This is a genomic window from Leclercia sp. UBA1284 (assembly GCF_002308415.1).
Taxonomy (GTDB): domain Bacteria; phylum Pseudomonadota; class Gammaproteobacteria; order Enterobacterales; family Enterobacteriaceae; genus Enterobacter; species Enterobacter pneumoniae.
In genome coordinates this window covers 472,521-488,568 of the sequence record NZ_DBUS01000006.1, presented here as the reverse complement: position 1 = coordinate 488,568, position 16,048 = coordinate 472,521, and the positions used below count along the sequence as shown (strand labels likewise).

16 protein-coding genes are annotated in these 16,048 nt (G+C 57.2%); 5 read left to right on the top strand and 11 right to left on the bottom strand.

Annotation, left to right across the window (positions count from 1 at the left end):
* The first annotated feature begins 37 nt into the window (after positions 1 to 37).
* Both bioA and B3511_RS05550 read left to right on the top strand, forming a co-directional pair.
* On the top strand, positions 38 to 1,327 hold the full coding sequence (gene bioA, locus B3511_RS05555; RefSeq protein WP_414671877.1) for an adenosylmethionine--8-amino-7-oxononanoate transaminase: 1,290 nt from the start codon (positions 38 to 40) through the stop codon (positions 1,325 to 1,327).
* 70 nt (positions 1,328 to 1,397) lie between these two features.
* Positions 1,398 to 1,874, top strand: a complete 477-nt coding sequence (locus tag B3511_RS05550; RefSeq protein ID WP_286777707.1) for a kinase inhibitor — start codon at positions 1,398 to 1,400, stop codon at positions 1,872 to 1,874.
* Between the two features lie 31 nt (positions 1,875 to 1,905).
* Here the strand turns inward: B3511_RS05550 and hutH are convergent, their stop codons facing one another.
* The 5 genes from hutH to hutI form a co-directional block, all read right to left on the bottom strand.
* The gene (gene hutH, locus B3511_RS05545) at positions 1,906 to 3,426 is read right to left on the bottom strand and encodes a histidine ammonia-lyase (protein ID WP_286777706.1); all 1,521 of its coding nucleotides are present in this window, start codon (positions 3,424 to 3,426) and stop codon (positions 1,906 to 1,908) included.
* Complete coding sequence (gene hutU, locus B3511_RS05540) at positions 3,423 to 5,111, bottom strand: urocanate hydratase (RefSeq protein WP_286777705.1); 1,689 nt, start codon at positions 5,109 to 5,111, stop codon at positions 3,423 to 3,425. The genes hutH and hutU overlap by 4 nt, the downstream gene beginning before the upstream one ends.
* A 127-nt stretch (positions 5,112 to 5,238) precedes the next feature.
* A complete protein-coding gene (locus B3511_RS05535; protein ID WP_046886952.1) occupies positions 5,239 to 5,973 on the bottom strand; it encodes a histidine utilization repressor in 735 nt (244 codons plus the stop codon).
* Positions 5,974 to 6,014: 41 nt separating this feature from the next.
* Positions 6,015 to 6,953, bottom strand: coding sequence for a formimidoylglutamase (hutG, locus tag B3511_RS05530; protein ID WP_286777704.1), 939 nt, complete (start codon positions 6,951 to 6,953; stop codon positions 6,015 to 6,017).
* Positions 6,950 to 8,173 carry an imidazolonepropionase gene (gene hutI, locus B3511_RS05525; protein WP_286777703.1) on the bottom strand — a complete coding sequence of 408 codons (1,224 nt, stop codon included), beginning with the start codon at positions 8,171 to 8,173 and terminating at the stop codon, positions 6,950 to 6,952. The genes hutG and hutI overlap by 4 nt, the downstream gene beginning before the upstream one ends.
* Positions 8,174 to 8,397: 224 nt before the next feature.
* Here hutI and B3511_RS05520 point away from each other — a divergent pair, with 224 nt between their 5' ends.
* On the top strand, positions 8,398 to 9,681 hold the full coding sequence (locus B3511_RS05520; protein ID WP_286777702.1) for a putative acyl-CoA thioester hydrolase: 1,284 nt from the start codon (positions 8,398 to 8,400) through the stop codon (positions 9,679 to 9,681).
* A gap of 56 nt (positions 9,682 to 9,737) precedes the next feature.
* Here the strand turns inward: B3511_RS05520 and B3511_RS05515 are convergent, their stop codons facing one another.
* Complete coding sequence (locus B3511_RS05515) at positions 9,738 to 9,827, bottom strand: hypothetical protein (protein WP_154298954.1); 90 nt, start codon at positions 9,825 to 9,827, stop codon at positions 9,738 to 9,740.
* A 436-nt stretch (positions 9,828 to 10,263) separates the two neighbouring features.
* A complete protein-coding gene (gene pgl, locus B3511_RS05510) occupies positions 10,264 to 11,259 on the bottom strand; it encodes a 6-phosphogluconolactonase (protein WP_286777701.1) in 996 nt (331 codons plus the stop codon).
* A 148-nt stretch (positions 11,260 to 11,407) separates the two neighbouring features.
* On the opposite strand from pgl, the gene B3511_RS05505 reads away from it, so the two are divergent.
* Positions 11,408 to 12,226: a pyridoxal phosphatase gene (locus tag B3511_RS05505; RefSeq protein ID WP_286777700.1), complete on the top strand. Its 819-nt coding sequence runs from the start codon at positions 11,408 to 11,410 to the stop codon at positions 12,224 to 12,226.
* On the opposite strand, the gene modC is transcribed toward B3511_RS05505, so the two are convergent.
* From modC to B3511_RS05485, 4 genes are all read right to left on the bottom strand, one after another.
* The gene (modC, locus tag B3511_RS05500) at positions 12,227 to 13,285 is read right to left on the bottom strand and encodes a molybdenum ABC transporter ATP-binding protein ModC (protein WP_046886957.1); all 1,059 of its coding nucleotides are present in this window, start codon (positions 13,283 to 13,285) and stop codon (positions 12,227 to 12,229) included.
* A gap of 1 nt (position 13,286) precedes the next feature.
* Entirely contained in the window at positions 13,287 to 13,976 is a 690-nt protein-coding gene (gene modB / locus B3511_RS05495) for a molybdate ABC transporter permease subunit (RefSeq protein WP_046886958.1), read from the bottom strand.
* Positions 13,973 to 14,749 (bottom strand): molybdate ABC transporter substrate-binding protein, encoded by a 777-nt coding sequence (modA, locus tag B3511_RS05490; RefSeq protein WP_046886959.1) that lies wholly within the window; start codon positions 14,747 to 14,749, stop codon positions 13,973 to 13,975. Before modA ends, modB begins: the two co-directional genes overlap by 4 nt.
* A gap of 179 nt (positions 14,750 to 14,928) precedes the next feature.
* On the bottom strand, positions 14,929 to 15,078 hold the full coding sequence (locus tag B3511_RS05485; protein WP_040076505.1) for an AcrZ family multidrug efflux pump-associated protein: 150 nt from the start codon (positions 15,076 to 15,078) through the stop codon (positions 14,929 to 14,931).
* 128 nt (positions 15,079 to 15,206) lie between these two features.
* Between B3511_RS05485 and modE the strand changes: the two genes are divergently transcribed.
* Positions 15,207 to 15,995 carry a molybdenum-dependent transcriptional regulator gene (gene modE, locus B3511_RS05480; RefSeq protein ID WP_040076506.1) on the top strand — a complete coding sequence of 263 codons (789 nt, stop codon included), beginning with the start codon at positions 15,207 to 15,209 and terminating at the stop codon, positions 15,993 to 15,995.
* The last annotated feature ends 53 nt before the right edge of the window (positions 15,996 to 16,048 follow it).

Sequence of the window (16,048 nt, the reverse complement as noted above, 5' to 3'; positions counted from 1 at the left end):
AAACCTAAATGTTTTCAAAATGGTTTACAAGTCGATTATGACAACGGACGATCTCGCTTTCGATCAGCGCCACATCTGGCACCCTTACACCTCTATGACCCAGCCGTTACCGGTTTACCCGGTCGCCTCGGCGCAGGGTTGCGAACTGAAACTCGCCAGCGGCGAGCTGCTGGTGGACGGAATGTCTTCCTGGTGGGCGGCCATTCATGGCTACAATCACCCGCGTCTGAACGCGGCGATGAAGGCGCAGATCGATCAGATGTCTCATGTCATGTTCGGCGGTATTACCCACCAGCCCGCCGTGGATCTCTGTCGTCGGCTGGTGGCCATGACCCCGCAGGCGCTGGAGTGCGTGTTTCTTGCCGACTCCGGCTCGGTGGCGGTAGAGGTGGCGATGAAAATGGCGCTGCAATACTGGCACGCCAAGGGCGAAACGCGTCAGCGTTTCCTCACCTTCCGCAACGGCTATCACGGCGATACCTTCGGCGCGATGTCGGTCTGCGATCCTGATAACTCAATGCACAGCCTGTGGAAGGGTTATCTGCCGGAAAACCTCTTTGCACCCGCCCCGCAAAGCCGCTTCGATGGTGAATGGGATGAGGCAGATATGGTCGGCTTTGCTCGCCTGATGGCGGCGCATCGTCATGAGATTGCCGCCGTGATCCTCGAACCCATCGTGCAGGGCGCAGGCGGTATGCGGATGTATCATCCCGAGTGGCTTAAACGTATTCGCAAAATGTGTGACCGGGAGGGGATCTTGCTGATTGCCGATGAGATCGCCACCGGCTTTGGCCGCACCGGTAAGCTCTTTGCCTGCGAACATGCCGGGATCGCGCCGGATATTCTCTGTCTGGGCAAGGCGATAACCGGCGGTACCATGACGCTTTCTGCCACCCTTACGACCCGTCAGGTGGCCGACACCATCAGCGAGGGAGAGGCGGGCTGCTTTATGCACGGCCCGACGTTTATGGGCAATCCACTGGCCTGCGCGGTGGCGAGTGAAAGTCTGGCCCTGCTGGAGAGCGGCGAGTGGCAAGCACAGGTTGCGGCCATCGAGACGCAGCTTTCGCAAGCGCTGGCGGCGGCGCGTGAGTCCGAATACGTGGCTGACGTGCGGGTGCTGGGCGCCATCGGCGTGGTTGAAACGCACCATCCGGTCAATATGGCGGCGCTGCAACGCTTCTTTGTGGCACGGGGCGTGTGGGTCCGACCGTTTGGTAAGCTCATCTATCTGATGCCGCCGTACCTGATCAGCCCTGAACAGTTGCAAAAGCTCACCACGGCGGTGGTGGATGCCGTACACAATCCCGCACATTTTGCGATTTAATCCATAGCGTTACGTTTTGTACTCTCGTTTTGCATTACACTTTTTGCAGAGTTCACTACGGAGAAACGGTATGAAGTTAATCAGTCAGGATCTGCGCGACGGCGAAAAACTCCCGGAGCGTCATGTCTTTAACGGCATGGGTTATCAGGGCGATAACATCTCCCCCCACCTGGCCTGGGATGAGGTGCCGGCGGGCACGAAGAGTTTTGTAGTCACCTGCTATGACCCGGATGCGCCTACCGGTTCGGGCTGGTGGCACTGGATCGTGGCGAATCTGCCTGCCGATACCCGCGTGTTGCCGCAGGGGTCGGGCTCATCGCTGGTGGCCCTGCCGGAAGGCGCGGTTGAAACCCGTACCGATTTTGGTAAAGCGGGCTATGGCGGCGCGGCGCCGCCGAAGGGCGAAACCCATCGCTATATTTTCACGGTGCATGCGCTGGACGTAGAGCGAATTGAGGTCGATGAAAGCGCAAGCGGCGCGATGGTAGGCTTTAACGTGCATTTCCACACGCTGGGCAGCGCGTCGATCACGACGATGTATGTCTGAAAACCTGCCCGGCTCTGCGCCGGGCTTATCGTTATAATATGGCCGGAAGCAGCCCCACCAGGCTGCGCTGGCTCAGCAACGCAATCGCCGCATCAATGTCTGGCGCAAAAAATCGATCGTCATCATAGTGCGCCACCTGCTCGCGCAGGGTATGTCGTGCCTGCTCCAGCAGCGGGCTGGACGTTAAGCCCTCGCGCAGATCCATCCCCTGGCAGGCCGCCAGCCACTCTACTGCCAGCACGCCACGGGTATTACCGGCCATCTCCCATAAACGCCGCCCTGCGGCAGGCGCCATTGAAACGTGATCTTCCTGATTCGCTGAGGTGGGCAGACTGTCCACGCTGTGCGGGTGTGACAAGGCTTTGTTTTCACTGGCCAGCGCCGCCGCGGTTACCTGGGCAATCATAAATCCGGAATTCACCCCGCCGTTGCGCACCAGGAAGGGCGGCAACTGCGACATGTGTTTATCCATCATTAGCGCGATCCGCCGCTCAGCCAGCGCACCGATTTCGGCAATCGCCAGAGCAATGTTGTCTCCGGCCATCGCCACCGGCTCGGCGTGGAAATTGCCTCCGGAGATCACCTCGTTCTCCTGCGCAAAGACCAGCGGGTTATCGGACACCGCATTCGCCTCGACCAGCAGTACCTCCGCCGCCTGACGCAGCTGGGTAAGGCAGGCGCCCATCACCTGCGGCTGACAGCGAAGGGAGTACGGATCCTGCACTTTGTCGCAGTTATGGTGCGACTCAGCGATGGCGCTGGTGTCCGTCAGGACGTGACGATATAGCGCTGCGGCGTCAATTTGCCCGCGCTGGCCACGCACGTCGTGAATACGGGCATCAAACGGACGCCGCGAGCCGAGCACCGCTTCGGTGGTGAGCGCGCCACAGACGACCGCTGAGGCAAAGAGATCTTCTGCTTCAAACAGGCCGCGCAGCGCAAACGCGGTGGAGACCTGAGTGCCGTTAAGCAGCGCCAGCCCCTCTTTCGCCGCGAGCGTCACCGGCGTCAGGCCTGCTTGTTGCAATGCTTCGCGGGCGGGCAGCCACTCTCCCCGGTAACGCGCTTTCCCCTCGCCCAGTAGCGTGAGCGACATATGCGCTAGCGGGGCCAGATCGCCGGAAGCCCCCACCGATCCCTTCGCCGGGATCCACGGGTACACGCCGGCATTGACCAGCCCAATTAACGCCTGAATCACGCTGAGACGGATACCGGAAAATCCCCGGGCAAGGCTGTTAATTTTTAGTACCATCATCAGGCGCACGATCTCATCGTCGAGCGGCTCCCCCACGCCGGCGGCATGAGATAACACCAGCGAACGCTGAAGGTTTTCCAGATCATGCGTGGCAATTCGCGTCTGGGCCAACAGGCCAAAACCGGTGTTGATGCCATAGGCGGTGCGACCTTCTGCCACAATCGCCTCAACGCAGGCGACGCTCTCATTAATGGCGCCAAATGCCGCCTCGCTGAGCGTGAGCTGCATCGGGCTTCCCCAGAGCTGACGAAGCTGGGCCAGAGTTAGCGTACCGGGGTTAAGCGTAAAGGCATTCATCGGTGCTCTCCTCGTTGAGCGGTGATCATCGGCAGGTTGAGTCCCTGCTCTCTGGCGCAATCAATCGCAATGTCGTATCCGGCGTCTGCATGACGCATCACGCCCGTGGCCGGATCGTTATGCAGGACGCGGGCGATACGGGCGGCCGCGTCATCGCTGCCGTCACAGACGATGACCATCCCGGCATGCTGGGAGAAGCCCATCCCCACCCCACCGCCGTGGTGCAGCGAGACCCAGGTCGCTCCGCTGGCCGTGTTCAGTAATGCGTTAAGCAGCGGCCAGTCGGAGACCGCGTCAGAGCCGTCACGCATGGCTTCGGTTTCGCGGTTCGGGCTGGCAACCGAGCCAGAATCGAGATGATCGCGGCCAATAACGATAGGGGCGGAGACTTCACCGCTACGTACCATTTCGTTAAATGCGAGGCCGAGTTTCTGGCGCCACTCCAGCCCGACCCAGCAGATACGCGCCGGAAGCCCCTGGAAGTTAATACGTTCCCGGGCCATATCCAGCCAATGATGCAGGTGGACATCGTCAGCGATAATCTCTTTCACTTTGGCGTCGGTTTTATAGATATCCTGCGGATCGCCGGAGAGCGCCACCCAGCGGAACGGGCCGATACCCCGGCAGAAAAGTGGACGAATATAGGCAGGGACAAAGCCCGGGAAATCGAAGGCGTTTTGTACACCCATCTCCTTCGCCATCTGGCGGATGTTATTGCCGTAATCAAATGTGGGGATACCCTGCTGGCTGAAGGCCAGCATTGCGTTGACGTGCTCTGCCATGGAGAGCTTCGCGGCCCGCACGGTGCCCTGGGGATCCTGCTGCGCTTTTTGCTGATACTCATCCCAGCGCCAGCCTTTCGGCAGGTAGCCGTGCAGCGGGTCATGGGCGCTGGTCTGGTCGGTGACCATGTCCGGGCGCACGCCGCGCGCCACCAGTTCAGGCAGGATCTCCGCCGCGTTGGCGCACAGTGCGATCGAAACGGCTTTGCCCTCTTCGGTATATTTTTTGATGCGCGCCAGGGCGTCGTCCAGCGTGTCGGCCTGCTCATCCACATAGCGGGTACGCAGACGGAAATCGATGCGGCTCTGCTGACACTCAATATTGAGTGAGCAGGCCCCTGCCAGGGTGGCGGCCAGCGGCTGCGCTCCGCCCATTCCCCCCAGTCCGGCGGTAAGAATCCAGCGCCCTTTCAGGGAGCCGTCATAGTGCTGGCGTCCGGCTTCAATGAAGGTTTCCCAGGTGCCCTGGATGATCCCCTGGCTGCCGATATAGATCCAACTGCCCGCCGTCATCTGGCCGTACATGGCCAGCCCTTTTGCATCCAGCTCGTTAAAGTGTTCCCAGGTCGCCCAGTGGGGTACCAGGTTGGAGTTGGCAATCAGCACACGTGGCGCGTTGGAATGGGTTTTGAATACCCCTACCGGCTTGCCGGATTGCACCAGCAGGGTTTCGTCTGCGTCGAGTTGCGTAAGCGCCTCGACAATAGCGTCGTAGCAGTCCCAGTTGCGCGCTGCACGTCCGATACCGCCGTAAACCACCAGCTCGTTCGGATTTTCGGCCACATCGGGGTCGAGGTTGTTCATTAACATACGCAGCGGGGCTTCGGTGAGCCAGCTTTTTGCGGTTAAGGTGGTGCCGCGGGGTGCGCGCACCGTCTGCTGGCGATACTTGCCTGACGACATGATGTGCTCCTCATTGGGGAGAGAATATACAATTAGATATACTTGTATAGACAAGTGCACACAAGGCGAGATTTAACAAAAAATATACATTTTTATTATATTGCGTCAGCAATCACGCTTTTAAAACTTATGACATAAAGTGGCCTTGCAGCCGGTAGCGGTCGCCCGGGAAGAGCAGGCGCGCATGAGAGACAATGTTCGATGCCGACCAGGTCCGTCGACGGATCATCAGACAGGGATCGTGTTCTTTGATGCGCAGCAGTTCGCACTCCTGCCGGGTCGCACGGACAGCCTCGACAATGTGTTCCCCTTCGGTGAGCGGGGCAATCAGCGACAGATAAGCATGCGGTGTGGTAGCGGTATAATCTTGCTCTAAATAGGCCGGCACCCTGAGCGCATTGACGCAGCGATCCTCAATCTGCACCGGGACGTCGTTTTCGAAGTGCAGCATCAGAGAGTGAAAAATTGCCGTGCCCTCTTTCACATCCAGGGCCATGGCCTGCCGGGCAGAGGCTTGCGTCTCCTCCAGCAGCAGCACCTCACAGCGGTGCTGATGCTGACGGGCGGTTATTTCGTCGGCAATGCTGCGGATCTCAAACAGTGCCGACTGCCCTTTAGGTTCGGCCACAAAGGTGCCAACCCCCTGCAGACGGACCAGTAACCCTTCGTCGGTAAGCTCCCGCAATGCGCGGTTAATGGTCATACGGCTAAATCCGAACTGCGCCACCAGCTCCGCCTCGGATGGAATACGATCGTGCGCCCGCCAGACGCCCGTGGCGATTTGATGGCTGATCGCCTGTTTCACCTTTTCGTAAAAAGGTGCCGGGGCGTTAGTTTGCCGCTGCGAAGCGCGTGTGAACATAACCATTCCTTAAGCCGTAAAAAGTCGAGTATATCCGCGTATTACGCCCACCAGTGAGCAATTTGCCACGCCAGCCGCGCGGCGAGCTTTGCCCCCTGCCCCTCGCGATCAAAACGCGGGCTAAACTCCACCAGATCCACCGCCTGCAGCTTGCCACTGCGGCAAATCGGTTCGATTACCCGCAGCAGATCCCGCGCGGGCACGCCCAGCGCTGCCTGCGCCGATACCGCAGGCATCTCGCCGGCGGGCAGCACATCGAGATCGAGCGTCAGGTAGAGACGATCTGCCTGCTGAATCAGGTTTGACACGGCGTCTGACACCGCGTGCTGAAAATCAAGATCTTCTACCACTGTTACCTTCAGACGAGCCGCTTCGTCCCACAGTGCCTGGGTGTTCGCTGCCCGACTAGCACCCAGGCAGGCATAGACAAAATCGCGCTGCTGCGCTTCGCAGTAACGGGCCAGCTGGCGAAACGGCGTACCCGAGGTCGCGCGGCTTGCCTGGCGTAAATCGAGATGGGCGTCGAGATTCACAATCACCACTCGCTCATTGGGGAAGGCGTCCAGCACCCCTTTGCCGTGACCCCAGGCGGTTTCGTGTCCTCCCCCCAGCACCAGAGTGCGCATTCCCGCCTGCTGGCAGGTGGTCACTGCCTCACTGAGCGCCTGCTGTGCCGCTTCCAGCGCATCGGCTTCTACGGTGATATTCCCCAGATCGGTCAGACGCTCGTGACCGCCATAGCTCGCCATATCGGCCAGCGCGGCACGCAGGACGTCTGGCCCCTCTGCTGCGCCCGGCCTGCCCTGATTGCGTTTAACCCCGGCATCACAGCAAAAACCCAACAGCGCAATCCCCTCCCGGCCTGGCTGGAAAGTCGGGCTCTGCTGCACGGTTTGAAACAGGCGCAGCGCGTTGCTGGCCTCGGCACGATCGTCGCGCCCTTGCCAGATATCCGGGGAAACAGGCTGCCAGAGCTTCATTGTATTTGTCCTCTGAATATCCTCTGCCAGAGCGGGTTACGGCCAGGTTCGTAGATCATTTCAACGGGGCTTTCAGCGTCCCAGATAGCCAGATCGGCTTTATATCCAGCTTTCAGCTGACCCTGTGTAGAACCACGCCCTAACGCCTGGGCGGCATTTCGCGTCACGCCTGCCCAGGCTTCTTCCGGGGTCAGGCCAAACTGGACGCAGGCCATGTTCATGGCCAGATGCAGGCTGGCGAAAGGGCTGGTACCCGGGTTGTAATCCGTGGCGACGGCCATGGGAACGCCGTGCTGGCGCAGCCGCTCGACAGGGGGACGCTGACGCTCCTGCAGAAAATAGAATGCTCCCGGAAGCAACACGGCGACGGTGCCGCTTTGCGCCATCGCCGCCACGCCGGCTTCGTCCAGATACTCGATATGATCCGCTGACCAGCCGTGATAGCGGCTCACCAGCGCCGTACCACCCAGATTCGACAACTGCTCGACATGGCCTTTTACCGGGATCCCAAGCCGCTGTGCCGCCTGGAACAGCCGCTCAGTTTGCGCAGGGGTGAAACCGACCGTTTCACAGAAAACATCAACCGCCTCGAAAAGCTGTTTTCGCCATAGCGTGGGGAGCGAGTGCTGACAGATGTGGTCAATCCAACCGTCGGGATGCTGGCGATATTCCTGCGGAACCGCGTGAGCCGCCAGCAGCGTTGGGCTGATTTCAATGGGATGATGTTGAGCGAGCCGTTGCGCCACGCGCAGGAGCTTCTCTTCGGCTTCATCGTTCAGACCGTACCCCGATTTGATCTCAAGCGTCGTTACGCCTTCGCGCATCATGCGCACAAGTCGCGCCTGCGCAAGCTGGAAGAGCGCTTCCGGCGTGCTGTTGCGGGTCGCGGTCACGGTGGCATTAATCCCGCCGCCCTGTGCGCTGATGGTTTGGTAAGAGACGCCGTTCAGGCGCTGCTCCCACTCCGCCGCACGATTGCCGCCAAAGATTAGGTGGGTATGACAGTCGATTAAGCCCGGCGTGACCAGCCGCCCCTGCATGTCATGCTGGCCAGGCAGATGAGCCGGCAGGTCTGCGTCGGGGATCAGCGCCAGAATCGTTTCGCCGCGGAGGATTAACGCCTGCTTTTCCATCAGGCCATAAGGGGCTGGCTTATCGGGATCCAGGGTAGCGAGGCGCGCGTTACGCAAGATGACGTCGTCAGGATGAAGTTGCAACATCAGGCTTCCACTTGTCATGGGTTGTATAGACATTTATTTTGATTCCCGCCCCTCTGTCAATCGCCTTTACCGATATTGTTATCAGTTTGTGACGATTTTCCCGCTAAGCCTGGGAATAAAAAGTCAATTTTTGCCGTTTCATCTTCCCGTTTCGCCCAACTTAGTATAAAAAAGCAGGCTATTTCCGTTATCCCCATTTGATTCGCACAGCAAGGAGCTTTCCCTTGAATATTTCCAGCCACTACCGTCTGGCGCTGGCACTGGCTTTTGGCGTAACCTTGTCCGCATGTAGCTCAACGCCACCAGACCAGCTTCCGTCTGAACAGGCGGCCCCTGGCACCGCTTCCCGTCCTGTTCTCTCTGCTGAAGAAGCGAAGAACTTCCAGCAGGCGCGCTATTTCACCGCCATGAATCCTGATGCCGCGCCGTGGAAGCCGTATGCCATTCGTCTGCCAGCACAACCGAATTTCGTGGTAGGCCCGGCGGGAACTCAGGGGGTGACTCATACCTCTGTTCAGGCCGCCGTTGATGCTGCCATTGCCAAACACAGCAGCTCTCGTCAGTACATCGCCATCATGCCTGGCGAGTACGAAGGGACCGTCTATGTTCCGGCTGCGCCGGGCAGCGTGACGCTGTACGGTATGGGTGAAAAACCTGCTGATGTGAAAATTGGCCTGCCGATCGATTCTGAAATCGACACCGCCACCTGGCGCCATCTGGTGAATCCGGGCGGTAAATACATGCCAGGTAAACCGGCGTGGTATATGTTTGATCGCTGCCAGAGCAAGCAAAGCGCCACCGTTGGCGTGATGTGCTCTGCGGTATTCTGGTCACAAAACAATGGCCTGCAGCTGCAAAACCTGACCATCGAAAACAATCTGGGCGACAGCGTGGATGCAGGTAATCACCAGGCCGTGGCGCTGCGTAGCGATGGCGACCAGGTGCAGATCGATAAGGTGAACATTCTCGGTCGCCAGAACACCTTCTTTGTGACCAATAGCGGTGTGCAAAATACGCTGCAGAACACCCGCCTGACCCGTACGCTGGTGACCAATAGCTATATTGAAGGTGACGTAGATATCGTTGCAGGCCGTGGCGCCGTCGTGTTTGATAACACCGACTTCCGCGTGGTGAATTCCCGTACCCAAAAAGAGGGTTACGTCTTTGCCCCAGCCACCCTGTCGAACATGTTCTATGGCTTCCTGGCGGTAAATAGTCGCTTTACGGCTGCCGGGGACGGCGTCGCGCAACTCGGCCGCGCTCTGGATGCCGATGCCAACTCGAATGGCCAGGTCGTCATTCGCGATAGCGTCATCAATGAAGGCTTCAACATGGCGAAACCCTGGGCTAATGCGGCGATCTCTCAGCGCCCTTATGCTGGCAACACGGGTACCGTTGATGATAAAGGCAATGTACAGCGCAACCTGAACGACGCTAACTTCAATCGCATGTGGGAATACAACAACCGCGGTGTAGGTAGCAAGATCGTCGCCGAACCGAAGCAGTAACGGCGCTATTAGCAAAAAGGGGGAGCAACTCCCCCTTTATGCTGCGCCTGGAAGCGTCAGGCAACCGTCTGTAGATACGCGTCCAGCAGTTGCAGTATCGCAACCATGAGTTGCAGGATCAGAATACACCATCCTGTAAAGCTCATACGCCACTCCTTTGGTCAGGAGCACTGCCACTGACTTACCTTTCCGCTGCCTGTCGCCAGTGGGTGTTGGTGCTTGCTGATGTGCTCCACAGCTAAGGCACTGACGGCACCACCCGCCAGCCAGGACTTAAAAAGGTGCCTGTTTTGCGGATCTGCTACACATCTCACCAACCCAGCGATTGTAGCGATAAATATCTGTATATAAAAACAGTCCAGCTCAAAATCAGAATTCATCAAACTCATTGAAAAAATAGCAATCAATTCAATTCAGTAGCACCCACACCTGCTTTTAGCGCCTGGCTTGCACTATTTTACTTTACTCACTCATGAGACTACGATGACCGGGTTGGTATTTGCTGATGTGCACATCCGGCCACCACCGGGTATAAAAAAACCTCGCACTGGCGAGGTTTTTTTATTGCGACGTTCTAACGCGTTACTGCGCGTTAACCACTACCCACATTGGGCCCTGGCCGACGGCATAGCGTCCTTTCTCTTCCAGCAGCCCCTGCTCACCCTGAATTTCATACAGCGCAATGTGATGCGATTTCTGCCCCGCCGCGATCAGGTACTTGCCCGTGTGATCGATATTGAAGCCACGCGGCTGAGTTTCCGTCGGCTGGAAACCTTCCACGGCCAGCACGCTGCCATCTTCAGACACGCTGAAGATGGTGATCAGGCTGGACGTACGGTCACAGGCATAGAGGTGACGTCCATCCGGTGTGATGTGGATATCGGCCGCCCAGCGGGTATCGGTAAAATCTGCAGGCATCATATCCAGCGTCTGGATACATTCGATATTGCCGTGGACATCACTCAGCGCCCAGACGTCTACCGAGCCGTTCAGCTCGTTCACCACATAAGCGAACTTCTGATTCGGATGGAAGACCATATGACGCGGGCCTGCACCTTCCACAGTGGTCACTTCCGCCGGATTTTGTGCCGCCAGTTTACCGTCGTCACCCAGGGTGAAAAGACAAATTCGATCCTGCTTCAGCGCCGGCACCCAAAGCGTTTTATTATCTGGTGAGATATTGGCAGAGTGGCAACCTTCCAGCCCATCAACCATGTCTACGCTTTCGCCCGGGATACCGTCGTTCAGGCGCGTCACGCTGACGCAACCGGCGTTATAGGAGCCGCTAAAGATGAAGCGCCCTTCCAGGTCAGTGGAGATATGCGTCGGGCTGCCCGGCAGTGCCGCTTCGGCGGTATAGGTAAGAGCACCATCTTCAGGTGCAATACGGTAGGCCAGCACGCGGAATTCTGGACGCACACCCACGTACAGGAAACGTTTATCCGGACTGATTACCATCGGCTGAACCTGCCCCGGCACATCGACAACCTGAACAAGGGTGAGTGACCCTTCAGGGTTCAGACGCCAGACATGGATCTGTTGGCTTTCAGGACTGGCGGTATAAACGGTTTGTTTCATGAATGCTCCTTCCTCACTGCGCGTGAAAGTAATGTACAAGGATGATCGTTTAACGGTAGATGCTGAATTTTAGCCAGGAATTTTGCAGCGATCGTCTCGCGGTGTACCATCTCAGCAATCTGTTTTTCATCATTAACCGGAATAACAAATGACCTCTCGCGTGATTGCACTGGATTTAGACGGTACGTTACTTACCCCGCAAAAAACCCTGCTCCCCTCTTCGCTCGAAGCGCTACAACGCGCGCGCGAAGCGGGTTATCAACTCATTATTGTGACGGGTCGTCATCACGTTGCTATTCATCCTTTTTATCAGGCACTGGCTTTAGATACACCTGCAATTTGTTGTAATGGCACTTATTTGTATGATTATCATGCAAAAAAGGTTCTCGAATCGGATCCGCTCCCGGTTGTGCAGGCACAACAGCTGATTACACTGCTTGATGAACATAACGTTCACGGTCTGATGTACGTTGACGAAGCCATGCTGTATGAGCGCCCTACCGGCCACGTGATTCGCACCCGTGCCTGGGCGCAATCTCTGCCGGAGGCGCAACGCCCGGTGTTTACGCAGGTAGCTTCGCTGGCGCAGGCGGCCCGGGAGGTATCTGCCATCTGGAAATTTGCCCTGACCGATGAAGACACCATCAAGCTGAATGATTTTGCTAAACTCGTTGAAAACACGCTGGGGCTGGAGTGCGAGTGGTCCTGGCACGATCAGGTGGATATTGCCCGCAAAGGCAACAGCAAAGGTAAGCGCCTGACGCAGTATGTCGAGTCCCAGGGCTGGTCGATGCAGGATGTTATTGCCTTTGGCGATAACTATAACGACATCAGCATGTTAGAAGCTGCAGGTACCGGTGTGGCGATGGGCAATGCTGACGAGGCGGTGAAGGCGCGCGCCAACGTCGTTATCGGCGATAACACGCGCGACAGCATCGCCCAGTTCATTTACAGCAACCTGATTTGATCAGGTTGTAATCGACACGCTCTTAATCTGCGCGTACAGCCACAGGCCAGGCTTAATGCTAAGTTCATCCCTGGCCCAGGGGCTGATACGCGCCCAGAGCGTCTTACCGGCAATCTCCAGCTGCACTTCTACCTGCCCGTTATCGTCATAGCATTGGGCGACTTTTGCTCGCAGGATATTACGAATACTGCTCTGTACCGGCGGTTGCAGGACCAGCGAGACGTCTGAAGCCTGAATGCGGATGCGCAAATTGGCCTGTAGCGGTTTATCTAGCTTATTCACCCAGAGGTGTTGATCGCCGAGCGCCAGCGCGGTCATGGCATAGTGCGGGTGATGTTCAAGAACGCTGACCCTCAGAATGCTGCTCTGCTGTTCTGCCGGCAACCACGGATGCATGACGCTACTGCCCCACACCTCCTCCAGAGGGCCAAACGCCTTCACGTTACCGTTTTCCAGCACCAGCACGTTATCGGCCAGGTGGAGGATCTCCTCCAGCGAGTGGCTGACGTAGAGCATCGGGATATTGATTTCACGCGCCAGTCGCTGCAGATAGGGTAGCAGTTCGCGCTTACGCGGAATATCGAGAGAGGCCAGCGGCTCGTCCAGCAGGAGCAGTTCCGGCGCGGTGAGCAGTGCGCGACCGATGGCCACACGCTGTTTTTCGCCCCCCGACAAAGAGGAGGGTAGACGGTCGAGCAGGTGCTCAATTCCCAGCAGCGCAACCAGTTTATCGAACTGTCCGGCCATGCTTTTCGCCATGCCGTAGCGCAGATTACCCCGAACCTTATAGTGCGGAAAGAGCCGGGCATCCTGGAAAACGTACCCAATACGGCGCTTATCCGGTGACAACCAGATACGCTGTTCTGCGTCGTTGAGCACCCGATCATTCAGCACAATGCGCCCGCTCTGAGGTCGTGTCAGGCCGCTGATGGCGTTAATCAGCGAGGTTTTGCCCGCCCCCGACACACCAAAAATCGCCGTAATACCCCGTGCTGGCAGGGTTTCGTTGATGGTCAGACAGTGTTCGCCCAGCGTCTGGCTAAAATTAAGTTCCAGCATTTCAGTTCCCCATCCGTTCACGGCTCAAACGTGCCAGCCATTCCGACACCAGCAGCGAGACGATAGCCAGCACAATGGAGATAATACAGAGTCGCGCGGCGGCGCCTTCGCCACCTGGCGTCTGGATTAAGGTATACATGGCAGACGGCAGCGTGCGGGTTTCACCAGGAATATTGGAAACGAAAGTGATGGTGGCACCAAACTCGCCCAGCGAACGCGCAAAGGCCAGTACCGTGCCGACGATAATTCCGGGCAGGGTCAGGGGGAGCGTGATGGTGAATAAAACTCGCCAGCGTCCGGCCCCCAGCGTACAGGCGGCCTGCTCCAGTTTACGATCCACCCCCTCCAGCGCCAGACGGATGGCACGGACCATCAACGGGAAGGACATCACCGCCGCCGCCAGCACCGCACCGCGCCAGCTGAAGGCGAAGGTCAGCCCAAACCAGTCATATAGCCATTCACCAATGATGCCGCGTCGGCCCATCGCAATAAGCAGTAAATAGCCCACAACCACGGGCGGCAGCACCAGCGGCAGATGGATCAGGCTATCGAGAAGCGCCTTACCGGGAAAGGTGCAGCGAACCAGTAGCCAGGCAAAGAAGATCCCAAAGGGCAGACTAAACACAACCGCGAGGGAGGAGACTTTCAGGCTCAGCAGCACGGCCTGCCATTCGGGATCGGTCAAAATCATTCGTGAGTCGTAAATCCATAGCGTTTAAAGATTGCCGACGCCTGCGGCCCTTTCAGATAATCGTAAAAGGCGCTGACCGTCGCGTTTTTATGTCCATCAACGATGGCAACAGGATATTCCACTTTTTTGTGCGAGTCTTCCGGGAAGGTCCCGACGACTTTTACCCCTTTACCGGCAACGGCATCGGAGCCATAAACAATGCCCAGGGGCGCTTCGTTACGCTCCACCAGCGCCAGTGCGCCACGAACATCTTCCGCCGGCGCCAGCTTTGGCGAAAGCGTATCCCATGCGCCCAGTTTCTGCAGCGCCTCTTTCGCGTAGATACCCGCAGGAACATGTTCCGGATCGCCAACCGCCAGACGTCCGTCTTTCAGCAGGCTGGCCCAGGGCGTCTCTTTATTGATTGTCATATCGCCCTGTGGGCTTGTTTTAGGCGCCACGACGACCAGGCTATTCCCCAGTAACGTTGTCCGACTGGCGGTGTCGATTGATTTCTTCTGCACCGCATAGTCCATCCATTTCTGATCCGCAGAGATAAAGAGATCCGCAGGCGCGCCCGCCTCAATCTGGCGGGCCAGCGTTGAGGAAGAGGCAAAGGATGAAACCACCTCGACGTTTTTCTCTTTTTTATACTCAGCAGCAATATCCTGCATGGCATTCGTTAGCGAAGCGGCAGCGAAAACGGTAATTTTACCTTCGTCTGCCAGTGCATGTCCGCTTACGGTTAATACCAGCGCTGCCCCTGCGAAAAAGCCTAAGCCTGTACGTGCCATCTGTAACTCCTTTTGCATGTCGTTATATACTTAAGAATATAACGATTGCCACAGGGTTTTCCCAGCCTTAAATCGTACCGCTTAATGAGTAAATGAGTGTGATGCTAAAGATAATATCGGCGTGGAAGAGGCAAACTTGAGAGCAAAACGCCCGGACAAGCCGGGCGTTTTAACGGGAATTAATGCTGTTTTTTAGGCTGCTTTCTGTGTCCGATGTTGGAAAACACGTTGAACACTTCACCCAGGCCGTAGATTGCACCGAGGATGATAGCCATCACCACTGGTACCATGATCACGGCGAACACCAGACTTTTCAACAACTCTAACATGGGTTTCTCCAGACAATGTGAATTGCCATATTCTAACCGTTAAAGCGAGAAATACATCCCCTTTTGTGCGGTACAGTTTGCGACTCCCCTGAATTGCGTCACAATACGCTTTTTGCCAGGACACTGTTATGCAGGCCGAAATTCTTCTCACCCTACGTCTTCAGCAAAAACTTTTTGCCGATCCACGCCGTATTGCTCTGCTTAAACAGATAGCGCAAACCGGCTCTATTAGCCAGGGCGCGAAGAATGCGGGGATCAGTTATAAAAGTGCCTGGGATGCCATCAATGAGATGAACGCCCTGAGCGAGCAGATGCTGGTTGAACGCGCCACCGGCGGTAAAGGCGGCGGCGGGGCCCATCTTACGCGCTATGGTCAACGCTTAATTGAGCTTTATGAACTGCTGGGGCAGATCCAGCAAAAAGCCTTTGACGTGCTGAGCCATGACGATGCCCTGCCTCTCGATAGCCTTCTTGCCGCCATTTCACGCTTCTCACTGCAGACCAGCGCCCGCAATCAATGGTTTGGCACCGTTACCGCTCGCGATCATGATCCTGTCCAGCAGCATGTGGCGATTTTACTCGCGGATGGCACCACGCGGCTGAAGGTGGCTATTACGGCCCAGAGCGGCAAACGCCTGGCTCTGGAGGAAGGAAAGGAGGTGCTGGTGTTGCTAAAAGCACCCTGGGTCAATATCACCCGGGATCCGACAGACGCGCTTCAGGCCGATAATCAGCTTCAGGGCGTCGTCACCCATATTGACCGGGGTGATGAACAGTGCGAAGTGCTGATGGCGCTGCCCGATGGTCAGACCCTTTGCGCCACGCTGCCTCACGCCCAGGCAGTGAATCTAGAGGAAGGTACTGAGGTGACCGCATATTTTAATGCTGACCGGGTGATTATCGCCACGTTGTGCTAAGCGCATTGACATTCGTCTTCCCAATGAGTATCCCTGAGGGTAATTGCTGCACA

Excerpts from the sequence above, each read along its gene's own strand:
- B3511_RS05515 (WP_154298954.1), bottom strand. The coding sequence starts at position 9,827 with ATGAGCTTTACAGGATGGTGTATTCTGATCCTGCAACTCATGGTTGCG.
- hutI (WP_286777703.1), bottom strand. The coding sequence starts at position 8,173 with ATGTTGCAACTTCATCCTGACGACGTCATCTTGCGTAACGCGCGCCTC.
- B3511_RS05550 (WP_286777707.1), top strand. The coding sequence starts at position 1,398 with ATGAAGTTAATCAGTCAGGATCTGCGCGACGGCGAAAAACTCCCGGAG.
- B3511_RS05535 (WP_046886952.1), bottom strand. The coding sequence starts at position 5,973 with ATGTTCACACGCGCTTCGCAGCGGCAAACTAACGCCCCGGCACCTTTT.
- modC (WP_046886957.1), bottom strand. The coding sequence starts at position 13,285 with ATGCTGGAACTTAATTTTAGCCAGACGCTGGGCGAACACTGTCTGACC.
- B3511_RS05485 (WP_040076505.1), bottom strand. The coding sequence starts at position 15,078 with ATGTTAGAGTTGTTGAAAAGTCTGGTGTTCGCCGTGATCATGGTACCA.
- modE (WP_040076506.1), top strand. The coding sequence starts at position 15,207 with ATGCAGGCCGAAATTCTTCTCACCCTACGTCTTCAGCAAAAACTTTTT.
- bioA (WP_414671877.1), top strand. The coding sequence starts at position 38 with ATGACAACGGACGATCTCGCTTTCGATCAGCGCCACATCTGGCACCCT.
- hutU (WP_286777705.1), bottom strand. The coding sequence starts at position 5,111 with ATGTCGTCAGGCAAGTATCGCCAGCAGACGGTGCGCGCACCCCGCGGC.
- hutH (WP_286777706.1), bottom strand. The coding sequence starts at position 3,426 with ATGAATGCCTTTACGCTTAACCCCGGTACGCTAACTCTGGCCCAGCTT.
- modB (WP_046886958.1), bottom strand. The coding sequence starts at position 13,976 with ATGATTTTGACCGATCCCGAATGGCAGGCCGTGCTGCTGAGCCTGAAA.
- modA (WP_046886959.1), bottom strand. The coding sequence starts at position 14,749 with ATGGCACGTACAGGCTTAGGCTTTTTCGCAGGGGCAGCGCTGGTATTA.
- pgl (WP_286777701.1), bottom strand. The coding sequence starts at position 11,259 with ATGAAACAAACCGTTTATACCGCCAGTCCTGAAAGCCAACAGATCCAT.
- hutG (WP_286777704.1), bottom strand. The coding sequence starts at position 6,953 with ATGAAGCTCTGGCAGCCTGTTTCCCCGGATATCTGGCAAGGGCGCGAC.
- B3511_RS05505 (WP_286777700.1), top strand. The coding sequence starts at position 11,408 with ATGACCTCTCGCGTGATTGCACTGGATTTAGACGGTACGTTACTTACC.